Annotated in this window: 19 protein-coding genes and 1 tRNA gene; 9 read left to right on the forward strand and 11 right to left on the reverse strand. The window is 56.9% G+C overall.

All coding sequences use genetic code 11. The features are described from left to right. Positions 1-57: 57 nt before the first annotated feature. Complete coding sequence (gene lgt, locus ACHQGU_RS02330) at positions 58-912, reverse strand: prolipoprotein diacylglyceryl transferase (protein ID WP_062250166.1); 855 nt, start codon at positions 910-912, stop codon at positions 58-60. 26 nt (positions 913-938) lie between these two features. Then, positions 939-1,919, reverse strand: a complete 981-nt coding sequence (gene rfaD, locus ACHQGU_RS02335; protein ID WP_395495734.1) for an ADP-glyceromanno-heptose 6-epimerase — start codon at positions 1,917-1,919, stop codon at positions 939-941. A 194-nt stretch (positions 1,920-2,113) separates the two neighbouring features. Between rfaD and ACHQGU_RS02340 the strand changes: the two genes are divergently transcribed. From ACHQGU_RS02340 to ACHQGU_RS02350, 3 genes are all read left to right on the forward strand, one after another. After that, positions 2,114-2,707 (forward strand): LemA family protein, encoded by a 594-nt coding sequence (locus ACHQGU_RS02340; RefSeq protein WP_043549582.1) that lies wholly within the window; start codon positions 2,114-2,116, stop codon positions 2,705-2,707. 25 nt (positions 2,708-2,732) lie between these two features. Continuing rightward, the gene (locus ACHQGU_RS02345) at positions 2,733-3,725 is read left to right on the forward strand and encodes a TPM domain-containing protein (RefSeq protein ID WP_395495735.1); all 993 of its coding nucleotides are present in this window, start codon (positions 2,733-2,735) and stop codon (positions 3,723-3,725) included. A gap of 73 nt (positions 3,726-3,798) precedes the next feature. Continuing rightward, a complete protein-coding gene (locus ACHQGU_RS02350) occupies positions 3,799-4,101 on the forward strand; it encodes a putative quinol monooxygenase (RefSeq protein ID WP_395495736.1) in 303 nt (100 codons plus the stop codon). Between the two features lie 101 nt (positions 4,102-4,202). Here ACHQGU_RS02350 and ACHQGU_RS02355 read toward each other — a convergent pair whose 3' ends face one another. From ACHQGU_RS02355 to ACHQGU_RS02365, 3 genes are read right to left on the reverse strand one after another with little or no spacing between them, the layout of a single operon-like run. Next, positions 4,203-4,877, reverse strand: coding sequence for a DUF799 domain-containing protein (locus ACHQGU_RS02355; RefSeq protein ID WP_062142163.1), 675 nt, complete (start codon positions 4,875-4,877; stop codon positions 4,203-4,205). Beyond that, on the reverse strand, positions 4,874-5,248 hold the full coding sequence (locus ACHQGU_RS02360; RefSeq protein WP_395495737.1) for a DUF4810 domain-containing protein: 375 nt from the start codon (positions 5,246-5,248) through the stop codon (positions 4,874-4,876). Before ACHQGU_RS02360 ends, ACHQGU_RS02355 begins: the two co-directional genes overlap by 4 nt. Positions 5,249-5,305: 57 nt before the next feature. After that, positions 5,306-5,968 (reverse strand): CsgG/HfaB family protein, encoded by a 663-nt coding sequence (locus tag ACHQGU_RS02365; protein ID WP_395495738.1) that lies wholly within the window; start codon positions 5,966-5,968, stop codon positions 5,306-5,308. 666 nt (positions 5,969-6,634) lie between these two features. Here ACHQGU_RS02365 and ACHQGU_RS02370 point away from each other — a divergent pair. Continuing rightward, positions 6,635-9,781 (forward strand): TonB-dependent receptor domain-containing protein, encoded by a 3,147-nt coding sequence (locus ACHQGU_RS02370; protein WP_395495739.1) that lies wholly within the window; start codon positions 6,635-6,637, stop codon positions 9,779-9,781. A gap of 161 nt (positions 9,782-9,942) precedes the next feature. Here ACHQGU_RS02370 and ACHQGU_RS02375 read toward each other — a convergent pair whose 3' ends face one another. Beyond that, positions 9,943-11,541 (reverse strand): L-lactate permease, encoded by a 1,599-nt coding sequence (locus ACHQGU_RS02375; RefSeq protein ID WP_395495740.1) that lies wholly within the window; start codon positions 11,539-11,541, stop codon positions 9,943-9,945. 289 nt (positions 11,542-11,830) lie between these two features. Here ACHQGU_RS02375 and ACHQGU_RS02380 point away from each other — a divergent pair, with 289 nt between their 5' ends. Further along, positions 11,831-13,261: a lytic transglycosylase domain-containing protein gene (locus ACHQGU_RS02380; protein ID WP_408874599.1), complete on the forward strand. Its 1,431-nt coding sequence runs from the start codon at positions 11,831-11,833 to the stop codon at positions 13,259-13,261. Between the two features lie 44 nt (positions 13,262-13,305). Here the strand turns inward: ACHQGU_RS02380 and ACHQGU_RS02385 are convergent, their stop codons facing one another. Next, entirely contained in the window at positions 13,306-13,719 is a 414-nt protein-coding gene (locus ACHQGU_RS02385) for an Ivy family c-type lysozyme inhibitor (RefSeq protein WP_395495741.1), read from the reverse strand. Positions 13,720-13,819: 100 nt separating this feature from the next. Between ACHQGU_RS02385 and ACHQGU_RS02390 the strand changes: the two genes are divergently transcribed. Next, complete coding sequence (locus ACHQGU_RS02390; protein ID WP_395495742.1) at positions 13,820-14,779, forward strand: glycosyltransferase family 2 protein; 960 nt, start codon at positions 13,820-13,822, stop codon at positions 14,777-14,779. Between the two features lie 219 nt (positions 14,780-14,998). Here the strand turns inward: ACHQGU_RS02390 and ACHQGU_RS02395 are convergent. Then, positions 14,999-15,075 (reverse strand) — tRNA-Arg (locus ACHQGU_RS02395). Positions 15,076-15,146: 71 nt separating this feature from the next. Next, the gene (locus tag ACHQGU_RS02400; protein WP_395495743.1) at positions 15,147-15,617 is read right to left on the reverse strand and encodes a hypothetical protein; all 471 of its coding nucleotides are present in this window, start codon (positions 15,615-15,617) and stop codon (positions 15,147-15,149) included. A gap of 255 nt (positions 15,618-15,872) precedes the next feature. On the opposite strand from ACHQGU_RS02400, the gene guaA reads away from it, so the two are divergent. The 3 genes from guaA (at position 15,873) to ACHQGU_RS02415 (ending at position 20,164) form a co-directional block, all read left to right on the forward strand. Beyond that, positions 15,873-17,474: a glutamine-hydrolyzing GMP synthase gene (gene guaA / locus ACHQGU_RS02405; RefSeq protein WP_062142376.1), complete on the forward strand. Its 1,602-nt coding sequence runs from the start codon at positions 15,873-15,875 to the stop codon at positions 17,472-17,474. A 255-nt stretch (positions 17,475-17,729) separates the two neighbouring features. Continuing rightward, positions 17,730-19,211 carry an Eco57I restriction-modification methylase domain-containing protein gene (locus tag ACHQGU_RS02410; RefSeq protein ID WP_395495744.1) on the forward strand — a complete coding sequence of 494 codons (1,482 nt, stop codon included), beginning with the start codon at positions 17,730-17,732 and terminating at the stop codon, positions 19,209-19,211. Next, positions 19,208-20,164, forward strand: coding sequence for a BsuBI/PstI family type II restriction endonuclease (locus tag ACHQGU_RS02415; RefSeq protein WP_395495745.1), 957 nt, complete (start codon positions 19,208-19,210; stop codon positions 20,162-20,164). Before ACHQGU_RS02410 ends, ACHQGU_RS02415 begins: the two co-directional genes overlap by 4 nt. 143 nt (positions 20,165-20,307) lie before the next feature. On the opposite strand, the gene ACHQGU_RS02420 is transcribed toward ACHQGU_RS02415, so the two are convergent. Then, positions 20,308-20,892, reverse strand: coding sequence for a DUF3574 domain-containing protein (locus ACHQGU_RS02420; protein ID WP_395495746.1), 585 nt, complete (start codon positions 20,890-20,892; stop codon positions 20,308-20,310). Positions 20,893-20,919: 27 nt separating this feature from the next. Continuing rightward, positions 20,920-21,957 (reverse strand): cysteine synthase A, encoded by a 1,038-nt coding sequence (locus tag ACHQGU_RS02425; protein WP_395495747.1) that lies wholly within the window; start codon positions 21,955-21,957, stop codon positions 20,920-20,922. Positions 21,958-22,055: the final 98 nt, after the last annotated feature.

The raw sequence follows: 22,055 nt of genomic DNA on the forward strand, positions 1-22,055 counted from the left end.
GTTGTGGCGGCAGCCCGTCGGGAGCAGGAGAATGCGCGGACATGGCGCTGCGCCTCGTCAGGCCTTGGGGCCCTGAGTGGTGTCCGGGACGGGGTCAGGCAGACCGGCATAAACCGGGCTGCGGCGGGCGTGCAGCATCAGCGCCACACCGGCCGCAAGCATAGGCACACACAAAACCTGACCCATAGTGACCCCTCCAGGCAGGAAGCCCAGAAACGCATCAGGCTCCCGGAAAAACTCGCAAAAGCTGCGCGCGCAGGCATAGCCCGCCAGAAACAGTCCGGCCAGAAAACCGGGGCGTTCTCGCACGCTCTGTTTGCGGGAGGCCATGAACATGACAAGGAACAGCAGCAGCCCTTCCGTCAGCGCTTCATACAGTTCGGACGGATGGCGCGGGATCGGCCCGGCATCGGGGAAGATCATCGCCCAGGGCAGGCTGGCCGGTGCTTCCCGCCCCCACAGTTCCCCGTTGATGAAGTTAGCAATGCGCCCAAGTCCCAGCCCCACCGGCACGGCCACAGTCACGCGGTCTGCAAACGCCAGAAAGCTGATTTTGTAGCGCCAGGCAAACAGCGCCATGGCGATAATCACGCCCAGTGCCCCGCCGTGGAAAGACATGCCGCCCTTCCAGACCTGTAGAATGGAGAGCGGATGCGTCAGGTAATAGCCCGGCTGATAAAACAGCACATAACCCAGCCGACCGCCCAGCAGGACGCCGAGCGTGACCCAGCCCAGAAAGTCATCGGCCTGATCGGTCGTGGCGGCGCGCGGGGTGAGGCGCACCAGCCTGCGCAGCAGGGAAATCCCCAGCACAATGCCGATAATGTAGGACAGCGCATACCACCGGATCGTCAGTGGTCCCAGATGCACCAGCACCGGGTCAAATTGCGGAAAGAGAAGAACTGGCAGCATGCGTCAGGATGTCCGGACAGAGGGGATCAGAGATATGGGTTACCCGTGGCAAGGTAGCCTTGCACGTACTGACGGATACCGATTTCAAGTGGTGTAAACCCGGCCGTATAGCCTGCCCACCGCAAGCGGGTAAGGTCTGCCTGCGTGTAGGACTGATACTGCCCGCGCAGACTTTCCGGCATGTCGATAAAGTCTACGCGACGTTCGCACCCGGCAGCGTCACACACGGCATGGGCCAGATCCAGATAGGACCGGGCAATGCCGCTGCCGCAGTTGAACAGGCCGGAGACGGAGGGGGTGTCATACAGCCACAGCATGACATCCACCACGTCCCCTACCCAGATGAAGTCACGCATCTGCTGGCCGTCGGCAATGTCCGGGCGGTCGGAGCGGAAGAGGCGCGCGGGGTTGCCGGCTTTCACCTCGTCATACTTCACCTTCACCACAGAGATCATCTTGCCCTTGTGGTATTCATTCGGGCCGTAGACGTTGAAGAACTTGAGCCCGGCCCACTGCGGGGGCTGCGGGGCGTGCGTCTTCAGCCCGGCCATCACATGCTGGTCAAAAGTGTGTTTGGACCAGCCATACAGGTTGAGCGGTGTCAGGTGGTCGAGCTTTGCCGGATCATCAGAGAACAGCTCCGGCTTGTCGGCAGCGCCATAGGTGGCGGCGGAGGACGCATAGATAAAGCGTGTGTCCGTGCGCGCGCACCAGTCCCACAACATCTGTGTGAGCGCCACATTGGTCCGCCACACAAGGTCGGCGTCCCGTGCGGTGGTCTCACTGATCGCACCCATGTGGAACACGGCGTCCACCTTCGGGTTTGTGGCCAGAAAAGCCTCAAGCTCTTCTGGTGCCACAACGCGAGAGGGGGCATGGGCTGCCAGATTCCGCCATTTCAGGTCAGAACCCAGCCAGTCCACCACCACGGTTTCCTCCCCGCGGCGGGCGAGGGAAGCCTGAAGGCATGAGCCAATGAAACCGGCGCCACCGGTAATGATAATCATGGCGGGAGTTATAAAGGGCGCGGCCTCTCCCTCCAAGATGCAAGGCGGCTTTTGCGCTCTCTTTTTATAGAGAAGGAAATATTTCGCTTTCCCGGAGCGTTTTCGCGTAAAGAGAAACAACACACGGAACCGTGAGGGGTGGTTTGCGTCCCCTGAAACGGATCTGTTTTGATGCGTTTACTAAGGATACCTAGATGAAGAAGCTTCTCATCCCCGCGATTCTGATTGTTGGCCTGCTGTTTATTTTCGGGTCCAGCTATAACCGCTTCATGGCGGCCGACCAGAACGTGCAGGAACAGACCGGCCAGTTGCAGAATGAAGTGCAGCGCCAGTCCGACCTCATCCCCAATCTGGTCAACACCGTGAAGGGCTACGCCACGCATGAGCATGACACGCTGACGGACTACGCAGCTGCCCGCTCTGGTGAAACCCCGCTGAACCGCATTGACCCGCGCACCGTGGACAACGCGACCCTCCAGCAGAAAATTCTGGAAGCCCAGACCCGCAACGCCAAGGAAATCAGCGCGATTAACGCCGTTGTGGAACAGTCTCCGCAGCTTCAGGCCAATCAGGACTTCACCCGCCTGATGGTGCAGCTGGAAGGCTCCCAGAACCGCATTACCGTAGCGCGCCAGCGTCTGCAGCAGGCCATTCTGTCCTATAACCAGACGGTCATGCACTTCCCCGGTAATCTGGTGGCAGGCATCATGGGGTACCATGCTCGCGTGTACTATCAGGCCTCCCCGGAAGCCCAGACCCCGCCGGTTGTTGATTTCTCCAAACACTGAAACCAGCGCGTTGAGGCATAACACCATGCGGCAGGATCACCTCCCCACGTTCCGCGCTTTGCAGCCCGTGATGCAGGCGGGTTTTCTGGCGCGTATGGCGGCTGCCTGCTCTGGGCTGCTTGTGTTGCGCTGGCTGGCCGGGCGGGGGCTGCCGCGTGTGGCCCGTGCCCGTGCGTTCGGGCTGGCCTCCCTTCTGGGGCTGGTGCTGTGCGGGCTGGGGGCGGGTCTTGCCGCCCCGGCATGGGCGGATGATGGCGTGCTGCTGCGGCAATGGGTGACGGACCCGCAGAATGTTCTCTCAGCCGATGAGAACGAGGCCCTCTCCCACAAGCTCTATCAGCTCTCCCAGACTGTGCCGGGCAACCCGCAGATTCTGGTCTCTCTGCCCGGCCATGTGGAGGATATCAGCCTCTATGCCAACGAGGCCTTCCACAAGACCGGCATTGGCAAAAAGGGCGTGGATAACGGCCTTCTGATCGTGCTGGATATCCCCGACCGTCAGTCCCGCATTGAGGTGGGCTACGGGCTGGAAGGTGTGCTGACCGACCTGCAAACCAATGACATCCTGCAAGCTGCCAAGCCCGATTTGCAGGCAGGCCATTACGCACAGGCCATCAACGGCATTGTGGATGCGCTGGCCACTGAGCTGACCCATGCAGACCCTGCCGACATTGGCGGGAATGCCTCTGCCCAACAGCCGGATTCCCAGACAGACGCCATGGAGGCGCTGATTGGGCTGGTTGTGCTGGGGCTGCTGTTTGTCGCGCTGCCCATCTGGCTGATCCGCCGGTCCCGCCGTCACGCAGCACTCTATCCGGGGGGCTATGTGCCGCCGGAAGTGCAGGCCGAGCGGAGTGCAAAATGGAGCTTCTTCCTCAACCTTGGCCTCAACATTCTCTCCGCCATTCTGCAAAGTCGTGGCGGCGGTCGGGGTGGCGGGTCCTCCGGTGGAGGTGGCGGCGGCTTTAGCGGCGGCGGAGGGGATTCCGGCGGCGGCGGGTCGCAAAGTTCCTGGTAAGACGGGCAGGGGTGTTTGCTCCCCGAACCGTCTGGCCATGTTTTAAGAATGATCTGAGTGAAAGATAAACGACGTGAGTGAAGAAATTACAGTTGTTGCTTTTCTGAAAGCTAAACCGGGTTCAGAGAAAATCGTGGGGGATGCCATGGCAGCCTGCGTGGCCCCGACCCTGAAGGAAGAGGGCAACATCTCCTACGTGCCGCAGCAGGATCAGGACGATGCGCAGACCTTTGTGTTTGTGGAGCGCTGGACCAGCCGCCAGACCCTGAACGAGCATATGGAAACCCCGCACTTCAAGACGCTGATTGCCAGCGTGAAGGACCATCTGGCCGCCCCGGCCGCCGTGCATGTGCTGAAGCCAGTTGCCGGGATCTGATTTCCATCAGGTCTGAGAGTTAAAAAAACCGGGATGGCCTGATGGCTCTCCCGGTTTTTTTGTGCCTGCGTGCGGTAGGGCTGCGCGCGGTGCGGATGGTCTCAGTCCGTGCCGTATTTCACGGAACGCGGGCCATAAAGCATCCCGTCTGGCGGACCAACCCGCAGCAGACGTTCCGCCGCGACATGGGCTACATCAAAGCTTTGATCCGTCAGATTATGCACCGCCTGTTTGACCGCAGCGGTGACGAGGAGGCCAATAATGCCTCCGGCCGCCACCTGCGGGTCGCCCACATCACTACTATTCGCGGTGGCAGAACCACTCCACAGAACGCTGCCGGTTTTCAGGTCCACCAGTTTGGAGGTGGCCGTGACAACCGTATTGCTGCTGAGAACCTGATAGACGGAGCCATAGGCCGTAATGGTGGTGTACAGCGCAGCATCGGCCCCAAAAACGGACTGCAATTTGGCCGCCGGGGCCTGCATGATGTCATCCGGCGTATCCAGCCCGTTCTGGCGGAAGGTTTCAATTTCCACCGCGACTGGCACCACATAATAGCCGCCTTCGGCCAGCGGGTGCGTCATCTGTGCAATCAGGCCGTTGGAAGCGTTCACATCCGGTGTGTGGTTGACCGGCGGCAGAACCAGAATGGAGCGCGGTTTGGCGGAGCGGAAGGCGGTATAGTCTGGCGCTTTGGCTGTCGTGGTGCTGCAGGCCGTGGCCATCAACGGCAGGGCGGCGCAGAGGCACAGGCGGGCAAGGTGAGAGAGCTTCATGAGGATGGCTGCGCTTTCTGGCCAAGGTTGTTCAGCAGAAAATCCATGTAGGTTGCGGATTCAGGAAACAGCGTTTTTTCCTGACTGAATTCCTGCTGGGCCAGATCTGTCCTGCCAGTGGTGGCGTAGAGCATGCCCAGATGCGCGTGGAAGCCCGGCGGAAGTGCGAGCCCTTTGGCCTGTGCTTTCTGCACATCCTTTTCCAGAACAATAATCTGGGCCTGCGGGTTGGTTTGCCCTTTCAGATACAGATATTGCTGGGTGGGGAAATCCTGCCAGCTATAAAGGGGCGGGGTTTTGCCCCCATTGGAACATGCAGCCAGACAGCCCAGCAGGCCGAGGCCCGCCAGTGCTTTTTTGGACAAAGCCATAAGCGATAAAATCCAGTTTTGAGAGACGCATTTTGAGAAGCAGAGGGGCAGCGCGCCTTACCGGATCTGCCCTGCATCCACCTGCTGCGCGAGATGATTGACGGCATCCTGCACGGCCAGATCAAGCACCTTGCCATTCAGCGTGGAATCATAGCTGGCGGTGCTGCCAAAACCGATAATTTCACGGTCAGACAAGGCATATTCCGCAGCGCCTTCGCTGGACGTGACAATCTGTGAGGTCAGAGGGTTGACGATCTGAAGACTAACTTTGGCATAGGCAATCTGCTTGTGGCCCCGGCCTGCAATGCCAAACAGCTGCTGGTCTCCCACTTCCTTGCGGCCAAATGCCGTGACATCCCCGGTAATCAGATAATTGGCGCCCTGAATGCTCTGGCCCTGCTTGAGGAACGCGGCTTCCTGCCGGCCTTCCGTCAGATTATCGCGGTCCATCACGTTAAAGCGACCGCTCTGCTGCAGGCGGGTCAGCAGAATGGTGCGGGCCTGATTACCCAGACGATCAATCCCGTCGGAAAAAATGCCGTTCATGTAATTGGAGCGGTTGGCAAACTTGCCAGCCGCAATCGCCACACGCGGCCCGTTATAAGGCGTCTGGGCACTTGCAACCGGAGGAACGGGCAGCGTGCGCGAGGATTCCGTTGCGCATCCACACAGAAGCAGACCAGTCAGGGCAAGGCTGCTCACAGAAAAAATAGAACGCAAACCGATAATCCTTATAAAAATTATAATGTGAGCAATGTATACTAATATTTAGAAAAATTGTGAATACTTTTGGATGGCATGAAGAAGGCGTCTAATTTTTAAACCGATTGCTGTTTGTGTGGTCCTCTTCCCGTTTTCTTCTGAAAAAGAGGCTGAAAGCATTCCAGAACAAAAAAACAGCCTCCCCGCAATCGCTAGTCTGTATGACCTCCGGCCAGCCCTGTGGACGTCTCTTTTTGCCTTCTGAAAGAAATAAGGACTGCGTGCAGATTCTGGCCGAGATGTTCTGCGTGCACGGCTCACGAAGAGCAGGAACAGGTTTGGAAAGGAGGAAGGCGGTCCGACTACCTACAGTCTCAGAGGCTTGCATCGTGCAGACGAGCCGGTTTACAGCCGATTCTTAAGAATTTCTCTTCCAGTCACTCAGAAGGGGTGCTTCAAAAAAGACACAAATCATGCAGAAATTGCATATCTGAATTCCCTTGTATGCAATGAGAAGGGAGAAGTGTGTCGAAAATGTATCATTTCAGGTGCAAAATATTACCCACTTCTATTTTGGGGCTTCCCGACCTCACGAAAAGGCGGCTTTTAAGAAATTACGAGCTTAAAAACTATTTCACACCTTACACCTTGGGAACGAATTTGATGGTGCAGAGACATCGCAGATTGACGAAACACGGGCAGAGCAAAAAGGGGCGCGTTTCCCTGTCCTTTTCCCTGCTGTATGTTTTGCCGGTTCTTACTGCCAGCGCGCCGGTTTTTGCGCAGGCTGCCGCGCCACAGGATGCAGCGAATGCGGCAGAGGTTACGCCGGGTTCTGCCAAAGCCTCAAAGAAATATGTCACCCGCTCCAAAGCAAAAGCGGCTACAAATTCAGCACCGACTAAAGCATCTGTCGCCCCGGCTGCTCCGGCCGCTACTGCCCCGATCAGTGCCTCAAAAACCAGTGCTGCGCGCACAACCGTTTCCAATGCCCGCCTTGCTGCTGCGGAATCTAACAAGCCGGAAAGTGTGACGGTTATCGGGTCGCTCTTTAAAGATCCTAACCTGAAAAGCATGTCGCCCATCACGCACATTTCGCGGCAGGACATGCAGCGTCGCGGGTTTGCAAACGTCACGGATGCTTTGCAGTCTCTCTCGTCCAACGGGGCAGGGACGCTGGCAAACTCCTTCTCGGCAAACGGTGCGTTTGCCGGTGGTGCCTCTGCGCCGTCCCTGCGTGGCCTTTCAACAGACTCAACGCTGGTGCTGATGGACGGCATGCGTCTGTCCTACTATCCGCTTTCTGATGATGGTGAACGCAACTTTGTGGACACCAACTGGATGCCCTCTTCCATCATGGAATCAGTCGATACCATGGAAGATGCAGGCTCATCCCTTTACGGTGCGGATGCGGTCGCCGGTGTGATCAACTACAACACCCGTAAAGAAATCAAAGGGTTTGAAGGCAACGCGGAAGGCGGTCTTGCGCAGGGCGGCTTTGGCGGTCATCAGAAGCTGTATGCAACATACGGTGTGGGTGACCTGCACCGCGATGGTTACAACTTCTACGTCAACTCTGAATATCAGCAGGATGACGCCATTTATAACCGCCAGCTGGGCTACCCGTATAATACGGCGAACCTGACCGGCATCGGCGGGATTGACGGCACAACAAACGTGTCTGATGGCGCTGGCGGCATCAATAACTTTGGCGCAACGCCGGTTGCTCTTGTCCGCCCCAGTGATGGCGGCAACAGCGGCACTGGCGCATGGCAGTTGCTTAACCAGTCAGCGGGTTGCGGTAAATATGGCTCCGTGGTGACGGGTGCAGTGGCTGGTGCTGCGGGCACCAGCCAGGCGTGCTCTCAGGATTCCGTCCACGATTATTCCCAGATTTCGCCGTCCCTGCGGCGCATCAGCGCAACCGCGCATCTGACTGTGGACGTGACCCCGCGTTCTCAGTTGACGACGATGTTCATGTATTCGCAGTCTCTGTCTGAGTATTCAAGTTCACCGTATGCGGCACGTTCACGCTCTCAGTCCCGGAATGCGGATAGTTACAGCACGCCGCTTCCTGTCTATTTGCCGGACGGCTCTCTGAACCCGAACAACCCGTTCGCCGCGCAAGGTGAAGAAGCCGAAATTAACTACGCCTTTGGTGACCTTACCCCAACCACGGAGCAGTTCAGCCAGAACTTCCGTGGTGCCCTTCGTTACGCTGGTACCGCAGCCTCCCATTGGGGGTCTGACTGGAATTACGACGTTAACTTCACCGGCATGAACACCATGTTGCAGCAGACCATTACGGGTGCTCCAACCATTGCCGGCATCAAGAACGCCATCATCAATGGCACCTACAATTTTGTTGATCCGTCTGAAAACAGTCAGGCTGTTCTGAATTCCATCGCGCCGAAAAACGTCATGAACGCCCGTTCTCAGGAATATTCGGGTGACATGCATGTGTCCAAAGGGCTGTTCCGCCTGCCGGGCGGTATGGCGAACCTCGCGATCGGTGGGAACATTCGTTACGAAGCTCTGAACGACCCAAGCGCAAACCCCTATGACCGTAACAACCCGGATGCGCAGTATGTAGGGTACATTAACCCCTTCAACGCCGCAGGCAGCCGTTGGGTTGAAGCCGGATACTGGGAGCTCGGTCTGCCATTCCACAAAATGGTGCAGGCTGATATTTCCGGCCGTTATGACCATTACGCTCAGGGCAGCGGGTTTGGCCGTTACTCACCCAAAGCCGGTCTGTCCTTCACGCCCGTGCGTCAGCTTACGCTGCGCGGCACGTTCTCCCGTGGTTTCCGTGTGCCCAGCTTTGCGGAAACAAACGGCATGAACGTGGCCTACACCACGTATAACGTGACCAACCAGAACTTCATCAACCAGCATCTTAACGCCAACGGCACAGCCAACAGCTATGCACAGGCTTACAGCCTTGGGCAGAACACGGCAGGTAACCCGAACCTGAAGCCGGAAATTTCCACCAACTTTACCGGCTCTGCCATTATCCGCCCCACGGACTGGCTAAACTTCACGTTCGGATATTACTACATCAAGAAGAGCAACTACATTGCGCCGAACCCGCTGGGCGCGACGGCTATTGCAAATGCATGGCTGACGGGCGGGGACGCCGCTCTTCCGGCAGGCACAAGTGTGACGCCGGATGTGGTTGATACACAGAACCCCACTGGGCAGGTTCGGCCCTACATGGTTAACCTGGCCTACCTGAATACCCGCAGCCTCGTCACAGATGGCGTGGATATGAAGGTGAACGCCAATGTGCGTCTGCCGGGCTTCCTGCGGGATGTCCGTCTCATCAGCACCGGGCAGGCAACCTATGTCCGCTCCTTCAACCTGACAATGCCGGACGGGCAGGTGCAGCATTGGGCTGGCACGCTGGCACCGTACAACGCGGTTTCTGCCTCCGGCACACCCCGCTGGCGTGCTAACTGGTCCAACACCTTTATCTGGAAAAACCTGTCTGTTACGCCGACGGTTTACTATACCAGCGGCTATAAGAACGTGGCGGAAGATACCAACGGTGTCGGCACCCGGAGCTGTGGGGATAGCGCCAACCTTCTGGTCGGCAGTGCATACGCTCCCACCAACCAGTGCCATATTAAAAACTGGTGGGATGTGGATCTGAACGTGACCTATCGTATCAACGACAGATGGCGCGTTTACACCACGGTGTATAACCTGCTGGGTTTCCGCTCTCCTGCTGATTACGGCACGTATGGCTCCTACCTTTACAACTCTGCCTGGACTGAAAAAGGTGCCATCATGCGGTCCTTCCAGTTCGGTGTGAACGTAACCCTCTAATCCGAAAAACAAAGTTTGCAGGGCGGTGTTTCCTCACCTCCCTGCGGTTCTTTCGGGATACTGCGGACGATATGCAAAAGGGTCAGAGGATTATCCTCTGACCCTTTTTTATGGGCTGTTGCCCGTAGTTTCGGGAAACAGCCAGAACGGAATGCGCCGCCCTACCGCATAACAAACTGCTGCACCGCCACCATCACCCCAAGGCAGATGGTCAGGAACAGGCTGTGTTTAAAGGTGCGGGCCAGCACCACGCCTTCCTGCCCTTTGAGGGAGGTTACCGCCACGCCCGTGGTGATGTTCTGCGGGGAGATCATTTTCCCCATCACCCCGCCGGAGGAGTTGGCGGAGGCAAAGACCACCGGGTCCAGTGAGAGCTGGTGTGCTGCCGCCACCTGCAAATTGCCGAATAGCGCGTTGCCGGACGTATCGCTGCCTGTCAAAAAGACTGCAATCCAGCCGAGGAAGACGGACACGAACGGGAACAGAACCCCCGTGGAAGCTACGGCGTATCCCAGCGTGTAGGTCATGCCGGAATAGTTCATCAGAAAAGCCAGCCCAATGGTCAGAGCCACCGTCACTACGGCCAGCCAGCCCTGCCGTGCGGTTGTGATCAGTGCGGCCCAGATTTTACGTGGCGCAAGGCGGGTAAAGAGAGCCGTCAGCAACGCAGAAATCAGAATGGCAGTGCCCGTACCCAGAGGTTCAAAGTTCCAGACTGCTGCATAGGGTTTCTGATACAGCGAGATAAAGACCTGATGGTCCAGCCCCGGCCAGTGGATGGGCATCGCGCCAATTTTGGCAATGTGCAGGGAATCCCACACAATCACCACCAGCACGACTGTGATCCACGGAATCCAGCCCTGCCAGTGTGGGCCGTTCCAGTCGCCAGCCTTGCGGGGAGCCTGTTGCAGAATACGGTCGTCAATGGCGTGGGCCGGGTCAGGCGTCGGCTGCCAGATTTTCAAAAATGCAATGGTAGCAAGAAGGGAAACGCAGGAGGAGAGCACATTGGTTAGGCTGTATGTCACCCAGCTGGATACAACCACCAGTGTCAGCGCAAAGCTTCCGCTTGCCACTACCAGCACCGGCCAGATCTGCCGCAGTGTGGACCAGCCCGCATATAGTACCATCACATAAAACGGGATAAAGAAGGCAAAGGGTGCAATCTGGTGGCCAATGGTCGCCCCCAGCGTATCGGCGGGCAGGCCGGTAATGGAAGCCAGCACGGTAATGGGAATACCAAGGCCGCCAAACGCCACCGGGGCGGAGTTGAAGATCAGCACATAGGTCAGGGCTTCCAGCGCGGGAAAGCCGAGCATGATCAGCAATGCGCTGGTAATCGCGACAGGTGTGCCAAATCCGGCAACCCCTTCCAGCGCGGCGCTGAAGCAGAAGCCCAGCACGACCAGCATAATCCGGCGGTCATTGGGCAGATGGGTGATGATCCATTGCCGGAAGGCGTCAAACCGACCACTTTCCATGGCGATGTTGAAGAGAAACAGCGCTGAGAGCGCAATCCACATCACCGGCAGGAAGGAGAAAATCACGCCGTTGCTGATACTGGCGAGGGCCAGCGAGACCGGCAGCCCCCAGACGCCAAGGGCCATGATGACCCCCACAATCAGCCCACCCAGCGTGGCCTGCCATGCGGGGCGCCTCAGCACGCCCATCAGGACCAGCGTGGTGAGAATAGGGGCGGCAGCAAGAAGAAAGGAAAGAACCAGAGAGTGACCTGCAGGCACGAGAGGCTGAATAAACATGATCGTCTCTTTGACAGGATTAATCCCCAAAACGGGAAGGTCCTATGCGTAACGTGCAAGTCTGTAAGAGGCTGACTCACGTTTGAGTGTAAGAGGCGGAGAAAAGCCGTTTTCATTAAAATGACATAATAGTAACCTTAACAGCATCATCCCTGATGTCAGGGTCATTTGAAGGTTTTTAGCGGAGCGTAGGGTAAAACAGGCGCGTCAGGCGGCAGAGCAGAGCCGGTGGCGCAGGGATAAGGGGCAGATTGTGCGGAGTCGAACACCAAAAGCACATTCACTTTGCGTGCTGGCGACAGCGCTCGGGCTGGGGGCAGGTGGTTTTCTGCCTGCGCAGGCCGGTTCCTATCACGCTGTGTATGACCCCAATGCCGCGTATGACCCGGACGCTATTTACGATATGGGCACTGTCGAGACCACGCACCCGGCCTATCGCGCTCCCGGCCCGGCGGAAGACCCCTGGGGGCCATATATCCGGCAAGCCGCTAAACGCTTTGCTCTCCCCGAGACGTGGATCCGCGCGGTCATGCAGCAGGAATCCGGCGGCAAACAATATCTCAATGGCGGCCTGACAACGTCCGGGGCCGGGGCTATGGGGCTGATGCAGCTCATGCCCGCTACCTATGCGGACATGCAGAGCCAGTATGGTCTGGGGGGCGACCCTTATAACCCGAAGGACAATATTCAGGCCGGGGCCGCCTATATCCGCCTGATGTATGACCGCTACGGCGCACCGGGCTTTCTGGCCGCCTACAATGCCGGGCCGGACCGGGTGGATGATTACCTGAATAATGGCCGCCATCTGCCGGATGAAACGGTGAATTACGTGGCCGCTATCACCCCGCATCTGGGCGGTGGCGTGGCCGTGCGTGGCAAGTGGGCGCCTGTGCCTATCCAGAGCACAACGCAGGTTGCGTCTTCCGAGGCCTATTACGCGAAGGCCGATCTCTCCCGCACCGCCGATGGCTGCCTGAGAGACCCGGATGCCGCGTATGATCCCTCTGCGCCCTGCCTGATGGACCGCGACATTCCCCACCCTGACCCGGTGCCCGAGGCCACAAGCCCGGCTCCTGTCGCAGTGGCGCAGGACGATGCATCTGCCGCTCCTGCGCAGGCCCAAATGGCGGCCAATACGGGCACTTCCAATGTTGGACAGTTTGCGGCTGGTTCTTCATCTTACGGAACAGAAGCACCCATACAGACAGCATCCTCTGCCCCTGTAACCCAGTCCGCTACCATCACGCAGGCCAGCCTGCCACCGGCTCGCGTCATGCCGGCCTCTTTCACGTCTGCGCCGTCATCCCGCGCTCCCGCAGCCCGTGTGCAAAATGCTGTTTACACGTCGCCCGCATCGTCTTCTGCGCATGTGTTGAGGCTACCGGCTTCCTCTTCTTCGTCCGCCGGGGCCAGCCGTGCCCCGATGCTGTCTTCTGCGGTTGCAACCCGATCTTTGCAAAAACCGCATACCGGTAAGGGTGGCACGGTGCAGGTGGGGGCTTTTGCATCCTATGCGGAAGCGCGGCGTACAGCAGAAAGTGTAAACCGTGTTCTCGCATCTCGCTCCATGCAGGCAACGCCGACTGTGCAATCAGTCTCCGTTTCCGGAAAAGCCATGTATCGGGCACAGCTTGTCGCCAGTGATGGCGCAGGCGCTTCCGGCGTTTGCCAGATTCTCCATGCCCGCTCCATGCCGTGTATCCCGGTAAGGAGCAGCTAAGCCGGCGGGCAATGATCACACAGGGTCATTGCCCATATAAGGCGTTATTTTGCCGGATCGTCCGGGTTGTTCTTGTGGTAAGACGCCGTGAGTACAGCAAGGGTTTCCGCATTCGGCTCACCCAGAGGCAGCTGGTAAAGCATTTTGCCGTAACGGCGGGACAGCAGGCCCCATGTCGCTTTGCCATCTTCTGAGAACACAACATCAAGCTGATGGTCACCGCAGTCATGCGGTTTGCAGAGATGGCCTGTCAGATAGGTCTTGCCGTTCTGCTTCAGCGTTTCAGCCGGTGCAGAAACAGCCGCGGCTTTTGTAACCCAGTCAGGCAGTTCCGTCATGGTTTGGTAGGCGTGGCGGTATTTGACCGTATTGACCAGATCCGCCGTGGTTTGCGTGCTTTGTGCAAAAGCCGGGGTCGCAAGGCAAAGCGCCAGTGCCAGCAAGGGGAGTTTTTTCATTCTTGTTGCTCCTGTCAGAAGACTGCAAAAGGATAGCCCCTCCAGTGTAAACCCGTTAGACTCAAACACAGAGTATAAAATACGGATGTAAAAGACCCAGATGAACACGAATGCGGGACTAGTGGACTTCCTGAATGGCCTGAATCATCGCGCAAAACGCGCGTTTGATACGCTGCGGGCCGGACCATGCTGGCAGGTGCGGTCAGACGTCACCATTCCCGCTTTGCGGCATGCTGCCCTGCTTATGCTGGTGAAGGATGAAGCCGATATTCTGGGGCTGAATTTACGGCATCATTACCGGCTGGGTTTCCGGCGCTTCTTTATTCTGGATAACAACAGCACAGACGGTACAGCGCAGGAAATTGAGTTTTTTCGAAAAGATGCGCCTCAGGCTGATATTTTTTATGCGCAGGATTATCAGGACGCTTATTATCAGGCTGCAAAAATGCAGGCTCTGCAAAAGTTTGCAGAAACCTACCTGCGGCATGTTGCCAACCCGCCAGACTGGATCTTTTTTGTGGACGCGGATGAATTTATCACCTGCTGCCACACTGGCCCAAAAGCGGGCGAAAAGTTCGCCCGGGTGCTGATGGACCCTCAGGCCCGGCTTCTGGTCTTCCACTGGGCGCAGGCGGCGTTGGTCACAAGCACGCCGCCTTATCGGCTGACAGCCTTTGGCTCATCACTGGCCGAAACAGAGTGCGTAGTCTGGCCCGCCATGCGGCAGGAGGTCACAAAAGTGGCGCTCCGGACCGGCTACGGGCTGACAACAGGGCAGGGTAACCATTTTGTGGAACAGGTCGATAGTGTGAAGGACCACACCCGGCTGATGATGGAAGCCGGGGTCTGCATGTTGCACTTTCCGCAGCGCTCCATGGCGCAGATTGAAAGAAAAGTGCTGAACGGCATGCGTGCCCTACAGGCAAGTAATCTGCCGCCGGAAATGGGGAAACATTGGCGGGAGCATTATGACCGTTATCAGCGCGAAGGCTCCGGTGCGTTACGCGCGTTGCTCACGCAGCATCTGGCGCTGTGTCTGGCAGAAGGTCAGGACACATAACTCAGTGTGCTCTCTGGCCGCGCTGCCCGGAATCCCGCAAATATCCATGCAGACAGTCAGGTTTTCTGGAAATTTTATAGAAAATGGAAAAATAACCCGCTGAGCGGGAAATCCCTTAAGCCAGCCTGTCTCTGTAAGGCAGAGAAAAGCGGATCAGTGATGCACAATCCCAGACAGAAAGTTCTGAAATCTAAAGTGCTTCAAATTGAAAAAGGGAAGTGGTGCACCCGAAGAGACTCGAACTCCTAACCCCCAGATTCGTAGTCTGGTGCTCTATCCAGTTGAGCTACGGGTGCGCCTTGACGCGGTGTTTAGCCGGGGGCGCCGGGTCTGGCAACCCCCAAAATTCACATGAGGCGATTTTTTTTCAATCGTCCCCCATAAAGTTCTTCCAGGCCCGGCCTTCGGGGCGTTTGAGCGTGACGTGCGCACGGCATTCCGGCGTGCCGTAAACGCCTTCAAACGTATCGCCCACCGGATGCGCTTCAAACACCATAGGGAGTTGCTGGTGGTGGGAGTCCTGCAGGATCAGCTGTGCATGATAATGCTGCGTCTTCTTATCCGGCACACCACGCAGCACCAGCGCGCCCATTTCCGGCGTGAAGGTGATGTGCTTGGGCTGGACCTGCATGAGCGAGACCGTATGCACCGGGCAGTTGTGCCCTTTCTCGGCCACCAGCGTGCCAATCCATTCCCCATACGGGTCATCCGCCGCCGGGGCCGCCGCGCCACAGACCAGCGCCAGCAGGGCAACCCCCGCCAGCGGCAGGGCGCGCAAAGGCTGGCGCGAGTGGCCGGTGGAGGTCTTGCCGGGGGCCAGAAGAGAGAAAGGATTCATGAACACGCTCCTGTCAGAGAGAAGATCCGGGGCCAGATGCCCCCGTTCAAGGGTCTCACCTGCGCCACGCCTTTATAAAATGATGCTGCGGAGAGTCTTATTATAGGGTGACGTTTGTAACCCATCGCTTTATATCCGCTGTCTAGCATACAGCTGCCCCGTTGCCGGTGCCCCCTGTTTCCGGCGCTCTGCCCCGGTGGTGGCTGTCCGTCGTTTAGAATGCCGCTCAGGCGCTGACCAGAAAGACAGTAGCTCATGCCTGCCGATGCCACCATCCCCGCTTCCTCCACCAAACTGGACGAGTCCCTTCATCAGGACCGTATCCTGATCCTGGATTTTGGCAGTCAGGTGACACAGCTTATTGCCCGCCGCGTGCGGGAAAGCGGTGTCTATTGTGAAATCTGGCCGTTCACCGCCACGGCAGAGCGCATCCGCGCTTTTGCACCCCGCGGCATTATTCTCTCCGGCGGCCCTGCCAGCGTGACCAACCCGGATTCTCCCCGCGTGCCGGCAGTGGTGTTTGAGATGGCCGTGCCGGTTCTGGGCATCTGCTACGGCCAGCAGGCCATGTGCCTCCAGCTGGGCGGCCAGGTTGAAAGCTCCGACCACCGCGAATTTGGCCGCGCCTTTGTTGATATTGTGGAAGACTGTGCCCTCTTCCGTGGCGCATGGGCCCGCGGCAACCGTGAGCAGGTGTGGATGAGCCACGGTGACCGCGTGACGGAACTGCCCCCCGGCTTCCGCATTGTGGCCGTGAGCGAAGGCGCACCGTTTGCCGTTATCGCGGATGAAGGCCGCCGCCTGTATGGCGTGCAGTTCCACCCGGAAGTGGTGCACACGCCGCATGGTGCCGCCCTGCTGCGCAACTTCACGCATAACGTGGCGGGCTGCTCCGGCACATGGACGATGGCTGGCTTCCGCGAGATGGAAATTGCCCGCATCCGTGAGCAGGTTGGCACCGGCAAGGTGATCTGCGGTCTGTCCGGCGGCGTCGATTCTTCCGTGGCGGCTGTGCTGATTCATGAAGCCATTGGCGACCAGCTGACCTGTATCTTTGTCGATCACGGCATGCTGCGTGCGGGTGAGGCTGAGGAGGTGATTGAAACCTTCCGTGGCCGCTTCAACATCACGCTCGTGCATAGGGATGCGTCCGAGCTGTTCCTGCGTGAGCTGGATGGCGTGACGGACCCGGAAATCAAGCGCAAGACCATTGGCCGCCTGTTTGTGGAAGTGTTTGAGGAAGAAGCCACCAAGCTGGGCGGCGCACAGTTCCTCGCACAGGGCACGCTGTATCCGGATGTGATCGAGAGCGTCAGCTTTACGGGTGGCCCGTCTGTCACCATCAAATCGCACCATAACGTCGGCGGCCTGCCGGAACGTATGAACATGCAGCTGGTCGAACCGCTGCGTGAACTGTTCAAAGATGAAGTGCGCGATCTGGGCCGTGAGCTGGATATCCCGGAAGCCATTGTCGGGCGGCATCCGTTCCCCGGGCCGGGTCTGGCTATCCGTATCCCCGGTAACATCACGCGGGAAAAACTGGACCTGCTGCGGAAAGTGGATTCCGTCTTCCTTGAAGAAATCCGCGCTGCTGGCCTGTATGACGCCATCTGGCAGGCCTTTGCGGTCCTGCTGCCGGTCCGCACCGTGGGCGTGATGGGCGATGGCCGCACGTATGATCAGGCCTGCGCCCTGCGCGCTGTGACCAGCACGGACGGCATGACGGCGGATGTCTACCCGTTTGACATGAGCTTCCTCAACCGCGTCGCCGGCCGCATCGTCAACGAAGTCCGCGGCATCAACCGCGTGACGTATGACATTACGTCCAAGCCCCCGGGCACGATTGAGTGGGAATGATTCCAGATTCGGCCCTAGATGATCTGGGTATGTTTTGTTTTAGAAGAAGCCCGCTGCAACGCGGGCTTTTTTCGTTGCTATCGTTGATAGTATTTGTGTGGTGCCTAGAAGAAATTTTCTAGGACATAGTGAGCAGTTCTGATAGAAATATTATATTATTCTTATGTTTATGGTTGAAGGTCATACCCGATCTAGAAATGCTTTGTGATTACAAACAGGTCGTTTGTAGAACGATCAGAATACTGAGGAACGGGAATGCGCCAACAGCTTGAAACAGCCGATAGAGTGCGTCGTAAGGTTGCCACCAAGACCTCACAGAAGCATAAAGCCGAGTTCGGCCAATTCCTGACGCCCTCAACGATAGCTCGTTTTATGGCTTCGTTGTTCCCGACGAGCACTGCACATGTTTGCAAGCTATTAGACGCAGGTGCGGGAGTTGGTGCATTATCCTGTGCTTTTCTTGACCGCTGGATGGCTGGCGGCTTCAATTTTAATTCTATTGAGGCAACTGCATATGAGATTGATGACAATTTGCGCAGTCATCTTGAACACCATTTGAACGGATACGAGGGTGTAACTTCCAATGTTATTGCGGGTGATTACATCGATCTGACGACAGCTGATGATTTGTTCAGAATGAAACAGCCTTCAGGCTATACCCATGCAATCCTCAATCCGCCATATAAAAAAATCAGTAGCAATTCGGCGCATCGGTTGGCTCTTCGTCGTGCTGGCATTGAAACAGTAAATATGTACAGTGCTTTCGTTGCATTGGCTGTTAAGCAGCTTGCGCCGGGAGGTCAGATCGTAGCTATTATTCCGCGTAGTTTTTGTAATGGACCATATTATCACCCCTTCCGTAACTTTATTCTTGAACGTGCGGCTGTCCGGCACATGCACTTGTTTGCGTCGCGGAGTAAGGCATTCAGAGACGATCAAGTTTTACAGGAAAATATTATCATCCGTTTGGAAAGAGATGGTCAACAGGGACCTGTAGCAATCTCGACATCAACTGATGACACATTTTCTGATCTTGTAACACATGAGTATTCCTTTGATAGGATCGTGTTTCCTGATGATCCGGCACGCTTTATTCATGTCCCGACATCTCCCGTGGAAAACGCTATGGAACTCTCTGATGAGATCCGTTGCACGCTGGCCGATTTGGGTATCAAGGTGTCAACCGGACCTGTAGTTGATTTTAGGCTGAAAGATTACCTGAGCGACATGCCAGGGAAAAATACAGTTCCTTTGCTTTATCCGTGCCATTTCACCAGCACTGGCACTTTATGGCCTATTAATGGCGCCAAAAAACCGAACGCCATAACACGCAATGAAAATACTGAAAAATGGCTGTATCCTAACGGTTTTTATTGTGTTGTCCGTCGTTTTTCGTCCAAGGAAGAAAAGCGACGGATCGTGGCGAGCGTAGTTGAGCCTGCATCCTTCGATAATGTGCCCGTATTGGGGTTCGAAAATCACTTGAACATATTTCATGATAATAAAAAGGGGTTGCCAGAGGCTCTGGCTCGCGGACTTTCTGTATTTCTTAATTCGACTGCAGTTGATGAGATTTTCAGGCGTTTTAATGGCCATACGCAGGTTAATGCAACCGACCTTAAGAGAATGAAATACCCAAGCCGTGAAACTCTGATAAAACTTGGTGAGTGGGCGAAACAGCAAGGAGCGCTCACGCAAGCACAGATAGACGCCCAGTTAGGAATTCTAATTACATGAATGATAAAAATGGGTTCATTGGAGCAGCGCGTCAGATTATCATTGCACTGGGGTTGCCTAGAGCTCAACAAAATGAGCGTTCTGCACTTTCCTTGCTGGCTTTGTTGAACCTTACGCCGGGCAAGGTATGGAAAGACGCTGAAAACCCACTGTTGGGCATTACACCCATCATGACGTGGGTGCGCGAACACTATGGCAACGATTACGCACCTAATACTCGAGAGACGTTTCGCCGGCAGACCATGCATCAGTTCTGTGAGGCTGGCATTACTCTTTACAATCCTGATAAGCCTGATCGGTCAGTGAATAGCCCGAAGACCGTTTATCAGATTGAACCGGCTGTTCTTACCCTAGTGCGTACTTTTGGCACATCAGCATGGCATGATAGTTTGACTGTTTATTTGGCGAAGCGGGAAACGCTGGTTGCTCGCTATGCCAAAGAGCGTAAACAGAGCCGAATTCCAGTTGAGATTGCGCCAGGTAAAGAAATTACCCTTAGTCCTGGGGAGCACAATGAACTGATTCGAAATATTATTGAGGATTTTGCTCCGCGTTTCTCACCAGGCAGCGTTCTAGTTTATGTTGGCGACACGGGGGAGAAGTGGGGCTACTTCGACGCACCTCTGCTGGCTGGCCTTGGTGTTGATGTGGATTCACACGGGAAAATGCCAGACGTAGTGTTGCATTACACGGCGAAAAATTGGTTGTTATTAGTTGAATCCGTTACCAGTCATGGCCCGGTTGATGGAAAGCGTCATGCTGAACTGGCAAGGTTGTTTGCTGGATCGACTGCCGGGTTGGTCTATGTAACAGCTTTCCCGAATCGAGCTACTATGGGGCGCTATTTGGGAGAGCTTGCATGGGAAACAGAGGTCTGGGTTGCAGATGCACCATCCCATCTGATCCATTTTAATGGAGTGCGTTTCCTCGGGCCGTATGAGGCTGAGAAATAAGTGTGTAAAAGAAAGCAAGTCCTTATTTTATTGAAGGACTTGCAGCAGGAGCGTTTAGGTAAAAAAGTTATAATCATAGATATTAATTCAGACAAAATTAAATTGGAAAATCATTTAAAAACTTCTTGAAATATAATAATTTTTCAAAACCCCGCGCAAACCGGAGCCACGGCCAGCCCCACAGACTGCTGCTCAAAGCGCTCTTTGTAGCGGTTGCGGATGGTGTCCAACCGGGTGGGGAGATCCTGTGTTGGTGCGGCAATGATCGTCACCAGTCGGGCTGGTTCCTGTGAGACGCGCCCGGTTTGTGGGTCCTGCCATTGTCCCTGTGCGGACAGCACGGAAAGCCCGGCAGGGAAGGCGGGGGTGAGGGTGGTTTTCAGAAAATCCCGCCATTCAGAGGCAGAAATAGCCTGCCCGCGCGGGCGCGTCTGCCCAAACAGCAGCGTAATGTTCAGCATCGGGTGTGTCTGAAAAGCCTGACACAGCGTGCCGGTCCCATTTGCGGACGTTGGCTCTGCAATCTTTGAGCCCGCTTCCAGATTGGCCGTGGCGGGTGGCGCGCCAGTCGTGGTGGCCGGGGCGTGGGCCGCAGACGTGCCGACAATGCTCTCAGCACCGGGGGCGACAAGCGCGCTGCCGCACCCGCTCAGAACAACGGCCATTCCGGCCAGCGCACCCCACCGATGGATGCTGCGCGAAGGAAGCAAGGGTGTGCGGACCGGCATGGTGATGACCTCTTGTTTATCCGGTTGTTAATCCAGCCAGGGGGCAACCGGCAGGTTTTTGCCCCGCAGGAAGGTGGGGTTGAACAGCTTGGACTCATAACGCGCCCCGCCATCGCACAGGATAGTCACAATCCGGTGCCCCGGCCCAAGCTTGCGGGCCGTGCGGATGGCAGACGCCACGTTAATGCCGGAGGAGCCACCGACCGACAGACCTTCATCAATCAGCAGGCTGTAGATAATGTCCAGCGCTTCCGGGTCGGGAATGCGCTCGGCATCATCAATCGGCGCGCCTTCAAGGTTGGCCGTCACGCGGGACTGGCCAATGCCCTCGGTAATGGAGGAGCCGGAAACGGACAGATCATTGTCCTTCACCCAGCCATACAGGCCAGAGCCTTCCGGGTCAGCCAGCACAATGCGCGGGGCCTTCACACCGGCCTTGCTGGCGGCGTCATGCAGGCCCATGGCCGTGCCCGCCAGCGTGCCGCCGGTGCCGCAGGCGCAGGTAAAGGCATCAACTTTACCGTCCATCTGCTGCCAGATTTCCGGCGCTGTGGTGGCGCGGTGGCCTTCACGGTTGGCAAGGTTGTCAAACTGGTTGGCCCACACGTAACCGCCTTCTTCCGCCAGCCGGCGGGAGACATGCACGTAATTGCCTTCATCCCGATACGGCTTGGCTGGCACCAGCCGCAGGTCCGCGCCAATCATGCGCAGAAAGCTGATTTTTTCCTGACTCTGCGTCTCAGGCATTACAATAATGCATTTATAGCCGCGTGCATTGGCCACCAGCGTCAGCCCGATACCGGTATTGCCAGCCGTGCCTTCCACCAGTGTGCCGCCGGGCTTCAGCACGCCCCGGCGTTCGGCGTCTTCAATAATGGCAAGGGCTGCACGGTCCTTCACGGAGCCGCCGGGATTCATGAATTCGGCTTTGCCGTAAATCTCGCAGCCAGTGGCTTCAGACGCCTTGCGCAGGCGAATAAGCGGTGTGCCGCCCACAGCGCCCGGCATATCGGCAGAAAGGGTGTGCCAGCCGGGGCGGGCGGAGGACGTTGCACTGTCAGTCATATCTGGTTGCACCTTCTCGCTTCGTTCAACAGGCTCGCATCTGCGCGCATCAGATCATGAAGTCTGTCGTATTCAGAACAGGATAACAAGATGGTGCC

Origin of the sequence: Acetobacter sp. KSO5, from assembly GCF_044094635.1 — a bacterium.
GTDB classification, from domain to species: domain Bacteria; phylum Pseudomonadota; class Alphaproteobacteria; order Acetobacterales; family Acetobacteraceae; genus Acetobacter; species Acetobacter cerevisiae.